Source organism: Stieleria sp., from assembly GCF_041595215.1.
In the GTDB taxonomy this organism is placed as follows: domain Bacteria; phylum Planctomycetota; class Planctomycetia; order Pirellulales; family Pirellulaceae; genus Stieleria; species Stieleria magnilauensis.
Map to the genome: position 1 here is coordinate 1 of NZ_JBFHKV010000186.1, position 10168 is coordinate 10168.

General features: G+C 58.9%; 8 protein-coding genes. 6 read left to right on the forward strand and 2 right to left on the reverse strand.

Going from position 1 to position 10168, the window contains the following annotated elements:
- A partial coding sequence (locus tag ABX749_RS09650; RefSeq protein WP_372895793.1) for a hypothetical protein occupies nucleotides 1-191 on the reverse strand: 191 nt, incomplete at its 3' end.
- Nucleotides 192-794: 603 nt separating this feature from the next.
- Between ABX749_RS09650 and ABX749_RS09655 the strand changes: the two genes are divergently transcribed.
- From ABX749_RS09655 to ABX749_RS09665, 3 genes are all read left to right on the forward strand, one after another.
- Nucleotides 795-2108, forward strand: coding sequence for an NAD(P)/FAD-dependent oxidoreductase (locus tag ABX749_RS09655; protein ID WP_372895794.1), 1314 nt, complete (start codon nucleotides 795-797; stop codon nucleotides 2106-2108).
- A 359-nt stretch (nucleotides 2109-2467) separates the two neighbouring features.
- Nucleotides 2468-2938 (forward strand): CBS domain-containing protein, encoded by a 471-nt coding sequence (locus ABX749_RS09660; RefSeq protein ID WP_372895795.1) that lies wholly within the window; start codon nucleotides 2468-2470, stop codon nucleotides 2936-2938.
- A 4-nt stretch (nucleotides 2939-2942) separates the two neighbouring features.
- Nucleotides 2943-3428: a cyclic nucleotide-binding/CBS domain-containing protein gene (locus ABX749_RS09665; protein WP_372895796.1), complete on the forward strand. Its 486-nt coding sequence runs from the start codon at nucleotides 2943-2945 to the stop codon at nucleotides 3426-3428.
- A gap of 164 nt (nucleotides 3429-3592) precedes the next feature.
- Here ABX749_RS09665 and ABX749_RS09670 read toward each other — a convergent pair whose 3' ends face one another.
- Nucleotides 3593-4951, reverse strand: a complete 1359-nt coding sequence (locus tag ABX749_RS09670) for a PQQ-binding-like beta-propeller repeat protein (protein WP_372895797.1) — start codon at nucleotides 4949-4951, stop codon at nucleotides 3593-3595.
- A 245-nt stretch (nucleotides 4952-5196) separates the two neighbouring features.
- On the opposite strand from ABX749_RS09670, the gene ABX749_RS09675 reads away from it, so the two are divergent.
- The 3 genes from ABX749_RS09675 (at nucleotide 5197) to ABX749_RS09685 (ending at nucleotide 9778) form a co-directional block, all read left to right on the forward strand.
- On the forward strand, nucleotides 5197-6333 hold the full coding sequence (locus ABX749_RS09675; RefSeq protein ID WP_372895798.1) for an App1 family protein: 1137 nt from the start codon (nucleotides 5197-5199) through the stop codon (nucleotides 6331-6333).
- A 163-nt stretch (nucleotides 6334-6496) separates the two neighbouring features.
- A complete protein-coding gene (locus ABX749_RS09680; RefSeq protein WP_372895799.1) occupies nucleotides 6497-6958 on the forward strand; it encodes a zf-TFIIB domain-containing protein in 462 nt (153 codons plus the stop codon).
- Nucleotides 6959-7330: 372 nt separating this feature from the next.
- A complete protein-coding gene (locus ABX749_RS09685; RefSeq protein ID WP_372895800.1) occupies nucleotides 7331-9778 on the forward strand; it encodes a sodium-translocating pyrophosphatase in 2448 nt (815 codons plus the stop codon).
- The last annotated feature ends 390 nt before the right edge of the window (nucleotides 9779-10168 follow it).

Consider the following 10168-nt stretch of genomic DNA (forward strand, 5'->3'; position numbering starts at 1 on the left):
AGTTGCGATGACGACAGGGTGTTCCAAACGTCGTAGTCATGATGCTCCAGAGGACGCCGCGAAATGGCCGGTCGCTCGGCGGAGACCGGACGGGGCGCGGGCGACAACCCGAGAAAGGCGATCCAGCAGCAGAGGAAGATCTGACGTGGTGTTCGGAGCGTGGCAGACAAAGCCGTCTTGGCGAGATTCATGGTCGGTCGAGGCTGTGGATTGGGCAGTATCAAATACCATCGCAATCAGCCTAATCGGAGACTCGACGACAAGGTGCGTGGCGGCCGGGAAAGACGGCCGATCACAGCAAAAATCGTCAACGCGCCGTCGACCAAGATCAAACGGAAGCCCTCACACCCGCCCGGGTCGGCGTTTCCGCCAGGATTTTTAGCACGGCGGTGTCGGAGAGGACTTCCCGGATGGCGTATCCGAACACAAACACTTCCTGGCAACGTGGGCAGCGAATCGTTTTTCCGATCAATGTGACGTCACCGCGGAGCCGGTGCCCACGCGGACATTGGCAGAGCATTCGTTCGTTTTTCCCGTCCATCACCTGACTCCCGCTGAACAAACCGTCACATGGGTGCTCGTGCCGCCAATTGACTCGACTCCAATTAACTCGACCGGCCCCAAGAGAAGAGACGCACGGCGGGAGGATTTATTTGGGCGTTTTTGAGATTTTCCGAAATCGCCGCCGACATCCGACAAACTCCGGTTGCCCCCTGGACCAGCATGTTGACCGGAATCAACAATTCAACGGTCAAGTCTCCGCAGTCCGCTGATCCACGTACCGGCATGCCACAATGAGTCGTCCCAATCGCAAAGTGGTGATCGTCGGGGGCGGCTTCGCGGGAATCGAGGCGGCCAAGCGGTTGGGGAAATGTGATTGTGTGGATGTCATCATGATCGACAAGAGCAATCACCATGTGTTTCAGCCCTTGCTGTACCAGGTTGCCATGGCGGGACTGGATCCATCGGACATTGCATCACCGATTCGTTCGATGTTGTCGCCCTTTCGCAACGTCCGCACCTTGCTGGGAAACGTCACGGGCGTGGACGTCGAGCGGCGGCTGGTGTACAGCGACGCGGGCAAGTTCGAATTCGATTATCTGGTCGTCGCATGCGGTGCCGTGCACAGTTACTTCGGCAATGACCAGTGGGAGCAGCACGCACCGGGATTGAAATCGCTTCCCCAAGCGACGGAGATCCGCCGTCGTGTGTTGCTCGCCTTTGAGCAGGCCGAGCGGACCGATGATCCGACCGAGCAGGACCACTGGATGACCTTCGTCATCGTCGGCGGCGGGCCGACGGGTGTTGAATTGGCCGGCGCGATTGCCGAAATGGCTCGCTACACACTCAAGCGTGACTTTCGGTCGATCGATGCGAGTTTGGCACGCGTGATCCTGGTCCAGGCGGGCGAGAGGATCTTGGAGCAGTTCCCCGACGATCTGTCCGAGTACAGCAAGCAGGCGCTGGAAAGCATCGGTGTGGAAGTCCGCTTGGGAGACCAAGTCACCGAGGTGACCGACCGCGGAGTTCAAATCGGTGATCATTTTTTGCAGGCCAGGACCGTGATCTGGGCGGCCGGCGTTCAGGCGAGCCCGCTGGGTCAATCGCTCGGCGTGCCGACCGATCGAAGCGGCCGGGTTGTGGTCGAACCCGATTTATCGATCCCGGGCAAACGGAACATCTTCGTCGCCGGCGATATGGCGTCAGTCAAGGACGAAGACGGCAAGGGGTTGCCCGGATTGGCGCCGGTTGCGATACAACAAGGCCGCTACCTTGGTGAACTGATCAGCCGCGAAGCCCAGTGCTTTGTGATCGATCGTCCCGCGCCTGAGCGGTCTCGGTTCAAGTACCTTGATAAAGGCCAGATGGCAACGATCGGTCGACGCCGCGCGGTCGCACAGAGTGGACGATTCAAGCTGACCGGGCGGCTGGCTTGGATGGCCTGGCTGTTGATCCACATCGCTTACTTGAACGGATTTCGCAATCGGACGTTCGTTTTCCTTTCCTGGGCGTGGTCCTACCTGACGTTCGCACGCGGGGCACGCCTGATCGTCCCCAAAAACTGGCGGATCACAAAAACATCCGGCCCGGCGAAGACACGGGGATGAGTGTTGGTGTGCAGGCTTCAGTCGACCATTGTCGCTGCGTCGCAGCGACCGGGAATCGCCTGAAGGCTAAACACCAACGTTTGCTGACCCCCTTTTTCGCTCCGAATCGGCCGGCGATGTCAGGATTCAACGATTCGGGCATCGATCTTGCACTTACGTCGGCTTGTTCGGCGCGCGGGTGCAGCCGATGACTTTGCCCATGCCACCGGAACATGCGGTCGTCCCGGGTGCCGGGTTGGTGCACACTTCCGCAACGATCGTGACGCACCCGCACACAATTGACGCCCGCCTGGTCTCCGCTCGGCCAGCAGCAAGATTTTTCCAGGGTGGGCGAAACCTTACGACACGAGGAGAAGCGAATGGGATTTCGTGGCGAATTAGACCAGGACACCGTTGGGAACCTTCCCCTGCGGGACGCAATTGCCGTGCAGCATGACACCACGGCCCTGGACGCGGTCAAATTGATGCGCGAAAAGTCACTCGGATGTGCGGTCATCGTCGACCAGGGCGGCACCCCGACGGGGCTGTTCAACGAACAGTCGCTCGTCGACATGCTCGCGCGAGATCTCTCGCTTGCCGATCATGTGGTGGGCGATTTTACCGACGCCGGTTTGCTGGTGGTCCGATCGAGCGATCCGATCTCACGCGTCTGGGACGCCGTGGAACGCGACGGACTGCGGTTTGTCCTAGTGACCGATGAAGAGGGCAAATTGATCGGAGTGACCGGACAACGTGGCATCGCGGAGTACCTCGCCGAGCGTTTCCCGCAACAGGTCTTGGTGCAACGACTCGGCAATACACCTTGGATGCAGCAACGCGAAGGAGCATGACACAGTGAACGGTACGCCCCAATCGGATCCCGACGACTTCAAAGATCCGCTCAACAATTACGAACCGACGCAATACGCCAGCGAGTTGCATCGCGTGTTGGCTGAAGAGGCGATCGATGACATGCAATCGACGCCCAGCGCTCAGGTAACGGTCGACACCTCGATTCGCGGGGCGACTGAGATGCTGAGTGAACTGAAGGTCTCCAGTTTGCTGGTCGTCAAAGGCGAAACGTTGGTCGGAATCTTCACCGAGCGTGACGTTCTGGAAAAGGTCGCCGAGAATTATGCTGCACTGGCCGATCAACCCGTCGGTGAAGTGATGTCAGCCGATCCGACGGTGGTTTACGAAACGGACCCGGTGGGGATGGCGTTGGCGGGAATCGCCGTTGCCGGACACCGCCACGTCCCTGTCTTGAAAGTCGATGGGACGGTGATGGGAATCGTCAGCCCGAAACGCGTCCTGCGTCATCTCAGTCCGTACTTAGATTGACCAACCAATCACGCACATCTAATGATGTGGCCATTCTTGGTATTCAAATAACTTTGTTGTTCGAAGACGCCAAAGTCATCGGTCTGACTGAAAGCTGTTTCCAAATCGCTCCAGTTGACTTCTAGTTTCCTAAGTGGTGGATCTGACATGGGGCGGCGAGCATGCTATGGCGTGGCGATGCAGTAAAGTTTCGAGGCGGTGCGGAAGTAGACGGCGGCGTCGGCGATCGCCGGCGTCGACCAAGTCATTTCGTTGATCTCGTTGGTGCCGAGCACGTTCAACTCGTCGCCTGTCGCCAACACGTACGTCGTTCCGCTGGTGTCAACACAGTACACCCGATCTGAATCGGTCCAAGGGGATGACCAAAACGCTCGGGCTCGGGGCACGCGGGAGCGATACACGGTGCTGCCCGTCTCGGCATCGACACAGTGGATCACTCCGCTGCGTCGTTCCAGCAGGTACAGCTTTCCGTTGCAGTAGGCTGGCGACGCCATTTGAATACCCGATCGCTCAATTTTCCAGGCCACATGCTCGGTTTGTGACTGGCCGGCGGGCGGGGTGATGTCGCCGCTGCCGCCCGGCTTGATCGCGAACAGGAATCCGCCGCCGTCGTCGGCACCACCCCGGTTGCGGTATTCCGTTCCGACGTACAGTCGATCGCCGACGGCCAAGGGGGTCGCCGAGCTGCGGCCTTTCTCCATGTCCAGCTTCCACAACAGCGTTCCCGTTTGGGGATCGTACGATCGGTAGTGCATGCCGCCGACGATCAGCTCGTCGCGCCGGCTGTTGCTCCAGAGGATCGGAGAGCTGTATTGCGACTTCTCGTCGCGATCGACCCGCCAGACTTCGTCGCCCGTTTCGGCATCGATCGCGACCAGAAACGATTGCTGTTCGTTGTCCACCTGCAGAAACAGCTTGTCGTCGAACAACACCGGCGAGCTGGACGTTCCCCAACCGGCCCGCATCGGGTAGCTGCCCAAGTCTTTTTCCCAAACCTTGTTGCCCGCCATGTCAAAACAATACAGCCCGGTCATGCCGAAGTAGGCATAGACGTGCCGGCCATCGGTCGCCGGTGTCTCCGTGGCATAGGTGTTCGAGCTGTGCCGGCCCATCGTCGGTCGGCCCTCGCGGGCGGTTTGTCGCCAAATCTCTTTCCCGGTCGTGGCGTCCAGACAGATCACCTGCCAGCGATACGTCACGCGGGTCAAGTCGTCACGGCGGCTGCCCCCGCCACCGCTGTATTCTTCCGGTCCGGAGGATGCGGATTCGGTCACCGGAACGGCCGCGGTCAAGAACACTTGATTCTCCCACACCACCGGGCAGGACCAGCCCTCACCGGGTACCTCGACCGACCAGCGAACGTTCTCCGTTTCGCTCCAGCGTTGGGGATGCTGCGTGCGGGCGATCCCGTCCATTTGGTCCCCCCGAAACTGCGACCACCGGTCGGCGGACGCGGGGTTGCAAAGTGTGGTCGCCGTAAAGATCGTCAGGCAGCCGATCACGAGTTTTGTCGCAGGTGTCATGTTTGAGCACATTCCGTCTTTCCATTCCAACAGCGGTTTCGATGCAAGAGTCTGCAAGTGTAGAGCATCGTCCAGCCATGGTCCCCTGTGGTATCCAATTCTAGAAGGTGCATGCAAACTTAAAAATGTGCATGATCCATCTCGTCAGAGGGGCTCTTTCGGTATGGTGAAGGCCCGAAGGCTCGCGCCAAACGGCTCAATGATTCGCGCAGCCATGGTCTCGATAATTCCGACGGAGCCCCCCCATGCCAAACCCCGCCAAAAGCCTCGCGTTGGTCATCCCGCTGGCCGTTGCGATGACATGGGTGGTCGGTCGCGAACCGGAATCCGGCACGCTGCCGCCTTCGACCCTCAACGCGGATGAGGAGATTTTGTTCTATCCGACCTACGGGCGCTTTGACGAACAAGCTCAGGTGTGGCGGTTTGACGTGCACGGCAAGGTGTTCGAGCCCGAAGACGGATCGTTCAAGCGGGCGTTGCTGATTGCGACGCTGAAATCCTCGATGCGTGGCAATGTTGAGATCGACAAGGATGCGTTTCTGTCCGATCGAATCCGACCGTTTCTGGTGGACAATGAACGCGGCAAATCCGTCACCATCGACGTCGCCGGAAATCAATTTGCCGCGGGCGTCTCCGCTGCCAATGGTCATTTTCGTCGTTCCTTGGTCTCCGACGCCGCCGGGTTGGGTGTCGGTCCACAAGACATCGGCGCGCCGCAAAGCCGGGTGTTGACCTTCACTGCGGTTTTGCCTTCCCGTGATTCCAGGTCGTTTGACGGACGCATCCATTTGATCGCCCCACGTGGTGTTTCGCTGATCTCCGACATCGACGACACGATCAAACATTCCCAGGTGACCGACCGGTCGGAATTGTTGCAAAACACGTTCACGCGCGCCTTTCGAGCGGTGGACGGCATGCCCGAACTGTACGCGGATTTGGCTGACGTCGGCGTTGCGTTTCACTATGTCTCGGGCAGCCCCTGGCAACTGTATCCACCGTTGCAAGCGTTCTTCTCGGATCAGGGATTCCCGCAAGGTACCTATCACCTCAAGTACTTTCGGTTGACCGATTCGAGCGGACTCGGATTGCTTTCCTCCCAGCGGGCCACCAAACTCGCCGCGATCGAGCCGCTGTTGGATTCGTTTCCGGATCGCCGATTCATTCTGCTCGGCGACAGCGGGGAACACGACCCGGAGATCTACGGTCAACTGGCGCGCGATTACCCGGACCAGATCGCCGGGATCTTCATCCGCAATGTCACGGCGTCTGACCGGATGGACGGACGGTTTCAGACGGCGTTTGAGCAAGTGCCTGCGGATCGCTGGCGATTATTTGACGATGCCTCGCAGATCCGTGACGTGGTCGTTGATTTGGCCGAGTGAGTCCGTCAAGGAACGCAGCGTGTCAAAACTTTTCGTTCCGTCGGAGGCGTTGACAAGCGATGCGTTGCTTTGGGTGTTCCATCGCTTGATATACTTGAGTGACGCCCCGATCGGATGGGGCGACCGCAACCAAGCAATTGATGTCTTTAGCGAGTGAATGGCCATGAAATGTCCGCGCGATGGAGCCACATTGGCGAGTGAGACCTATGAAGCAGATGTCGTCGTGGATCGCTGTCCCGTGTGCCGGGGAATTTGGCTTGATTCGGGCGAATTGAAGACGATCCAAGAAACGATCGAGCACGATTATTCGCAGCAATTGCAACGTATCAATGTCGTCGCTCGAGCCTATGAACTGGCACGACAAAAGTCTCAGCCGGACATTCGTTGTCCGAAGTGCCAGGGCGAACTGCATCCGCGCGAATACGCTTACTGTTCACAGATCTTGATTGATCGCTGTGCCGAGTGTGGCGGCGTTTGGCTTGACGCCGGCGAACTGGTGGCTTTGGAACAGTTTTTCGAACAAGCCGCTGCCGAGGAAAAAGCAGAGCGGGAAACCGAGGCGCGCGGGAAGGACCAGGGGCTTCAACGCGGATTCATTGCCAGCTTGTGGCAACGACTTTCGTGAACCCTCACTCGGTCAAAGACAACCGTTCGCATCGGCGTCCCTTTCGAAACGCGATGAAAAAGTTCACAGCGGCCGGTCCGCCGGTGGCACAGTTCTTGCATCGGGACAAACGCATAGATCACCTTCCGTTTTCAAGGTGATCCGCGGACGAGGCGTTAGCGGAGTGTCGCGTTTGTCGTGAAGCGGATTCGACGCTCAAGTGGGGCGGCGTCTTCTTTTTGGCGCAAGGACCCGGTTGACGCCTGAGTCGGGCATTCGTTTCTGATAGATTCTCCCTTACTGTTGGCGCAAAGAATTGCCCGCTTTCAGTTTATCACTCGACCTAGCGCGAGCACGCTCGCTGTCTGACCGTGTCACGAAGGAACACACACCATGTTGGAATTCATTGTTTTCGTCGCAGTCACCGTTCTGATCGCAGCTTTGTTTCGGACGTGCACCAGTGACACACACTTTCGCACGCTTTTCCGCACACTCCTTGTCGTCGGCGCACTGTCGTTGGCGCTCTCGCCGATGACGGCGTTGGCATTTCAAGACACCGGCGATGTCGTCGCCCCCACGGAAACGACGACAGCCGGCGTGGCCATCCCATGGATTTCCTACTTGATTCCCCTGCTCGGTGTGGCCGGACTCGTCTTCACCTATTGGAAAACCACCTGGGTTTCGAAACAGGAAGTCGGGGGAGAAAAGATGGCACGCATCGCGGCCAACATCTCCGAAGGGGCGATGTCGTTTTTGAAGGCGGAGTATTCGATCTTGGCAGTGTTCGTCATCGGGGTGGCCATCTTGCTGGGATACGCCGGCAGCACCCAAGGCGAATCTTCGTCACCGTTGGTCGCGCTCTCGTTCGCCTCCGGCGCGATCTGTTCGGCATTGGCGGGATTCATCGGCATGATCGTGGCCACCAAAGCCAACGTGCGAACGACCAACGCGGCGCGAACCAGCCTTGGCAAGGCCCTGGAAGTCGCTTTTGCCGGCGGCAGCGTGATGGGCATGGGCGTCGTCGGGCTGGGCGTACTGGGCTTGAGCATCTTGTTTGTGGTTTACGCCAACCTGTTTGGCCTGGACACCCAAGCCAGTCTCACCCGCGTGATCACGGTGCTGACCGGATTCTCCTTCGGTGCGTCCTCGATCGCATTGTTTGCCCGGGTCGGCGGCGGGATTTATACGAAAGCCGCCGACGTCGGTGCGGACTTGGTCGGCAAGGTTGAAGCGGGGATTCCCGAAGACCACCCGTTGAACCCGGCCACGATCGCGGACAACGTCGGCGACAATGTCGGTGACGTGGCCGGCATGGGGGCGGACCTGTTTGAGTCCTACGTCGGATCGATCATCGGCACGATGGTATTGGGCGGTGCGTTTTTTACCGTCTTCAACCAAGCAGGCCTGGATGATTTCGGCGGGCTGTCGGCCGTTCTGTTGCCGCTGGTGCTCGCCGGCGTCGGGATCCTGACTTCAATCGTCGGTACGTTTTTCGTCAAAGTGAAAGAAGGCGGCAATCCGCACCACGCATTGAATTACGGAGAATTTGGTTCCGCTGCCATCCTGTTGCTGCTGACGTATGTGATCATCAAGTTCATGCTGCCGGCCACCTGGACCGTCGGTGAAGGTGCCGGCGCGTTTGTTTACACCAGCAGCGGTGTGTTCTTTGCCATTTTGTTTGGTTTGGCCGCGGGGCTGGGCATCGGAAAGATCACGGAGTATTACACCGGCACGGGCACGGGGCCGGTCATCTCGATCGTTCGTCAGTCGGTCACCGGGCCGGCGACCACCATCATTTCCGGGTTGGGTGTGGGCATGATCTCGACCGCGATTCCGATTCTGATCATCGCCGCCGCTATCATCGGTGCGTATTCGATGGCCGGCCTGTACGGGATCGCAATCGCCGCGGTCGGCATGCTTTCCAACACCGGCATCCAATTGGCCGTCGATGCTTACGGACCGATTTCGGACAACGCCGGTGGGATTGCGGAAATGGCAGAACTGCCCGCCGAAGTTCGGGGCCGCACTGATAAACTGGACGCGGTCGGCAACACCACAGCGGCGATCGGCAAGGGATTCGCGATCGGCTCGGCCGCGCTGACCGCGCTGGCGCTGTTCGCCGCCTTCATCACCGCCTACAACGCCTCCCACGCCGAAACGCCGATCGTCGCGATCAGTATTACCAATCCGTTCGTCATGGCGTCATTGTTTGTCGGTGGGATGTTGCCGTTCTTGTTCTCGGCGCTGTCGATGAATGCCGTCGGCCGGGCCGCGATGCGGATGATCGAAGAGGTTCGCCGACAATTCAAGGACATCCCTGAGTTGAAGGCGGCGTTGAAGGTGATGAATGACAACGACGGGAAAGACTTCGAAGCGTGGTCGCAAGCCGACCAGGAGACGTTCCAAGCAGCCGATGGCAAGGCGGAATATGGCAAGTGCGTCGCGATCTCCACGCGGGCTTCGATTCGCGAAATGATCGTTCCCGGATTGGTCGCCGTCTTGGTCCCCGTCGGTTTCGGTTTCGTACCCAAACTGGCTGGTCTGCCGGGAAACACCAACGCCTTGATGCTGGGCGGGTTGCTGGCCGGGGTGACCGTCAGCGGCGTCTTGATGGCGCTGTTCCAATCCAACGCCGGTGGCGCCTGGGACAATGCCAAGAAGATGATCGAGGAAGGTTACGAAGTGAACGGCCAGATGTTGGTCAAAGGCAGCGAAGCCCACAAGGCAGCCGTCGTCGGTGACACCGTCGGCGACCCGTTCAAAGACACCTCGGGACCTTCGTTGAACATCCTGCTGAAACTGATGAGCGTCGTCGCCCTCGTGATCGCGTCGCTGATCTAAAGTGGGGTAAGCATCCTGCTTGCCAGCGTCGCCGGATCGGGACGTGAAAGGGGTGACTGACCAACTCCTTTGCTGGAAAAGCAAATCGGTGTACACCGCAGAGCGGTGGTACAACCAAGCCCGGGGTCGCGAAGCGCACCCCGTGTGGTAGCTTCCTTTTGATTTCGTCACCGCTCGGCCTCGCTTCAGCTGTGACAGGATGCGTCGGAGGAACCTGGACGGACGGAAGATTGCAAATTGAAAATCGAGAATTGAAAAATGCAAATTTGCAATTGGAAGTTTTCATTTTGCAATTTTCAATCTCTTGCACCGTGTCCTGCAACGGGGAAACGGGTGCCGGACATTTCTGGAATGAAACCAGCGCAAAGGAATAAGGTCGTCAACCCCGAA

Coding starts and splice junctions, on each gene's coding strand:
- ABX749_RS09655 (WP_372895794.1), top strand. CDS start 795: ATGAGTCGTCCCAATCGCAAAGTGGTGATCGTCGGGGGCGGCTTCGCG.
- ABX749_RS09660 (WP_372895795.1), top strand. CDS start 2,468: ATGGGATTTCGTGGCGAATTAGACCAGGACACCGTTGGGAACCTTCCC.
- ABX749_RS09670 (WP_372895797.1), bottom strand. CDS start 4,951: ATGACACCTGCGACAAAACTCGTGATCGGCTGCCTGACGATCTTTACG.
- ABX749_RS09675 (WP_372895798.1), top strand. CDS start 5,197: ATGCCAAACCCCGCCAAAAGCCTCGCGTTGGTCATCCCGCTGGCCGTT.
- ABX749_RS09680 (WP_372895799.1), top strand. CDS start 6,497: ATGAAATGTCCGCGCGATGGAGCCACATTGGCGAGTGAGACCTATGAA.
- ABX749_RS09685 (WP_372895800.1), top strand. CDS start 7,331: ATGTTGGAATTCATTGTTTTCGTCGCAGTCACCGTTCTGATCGCAGCT.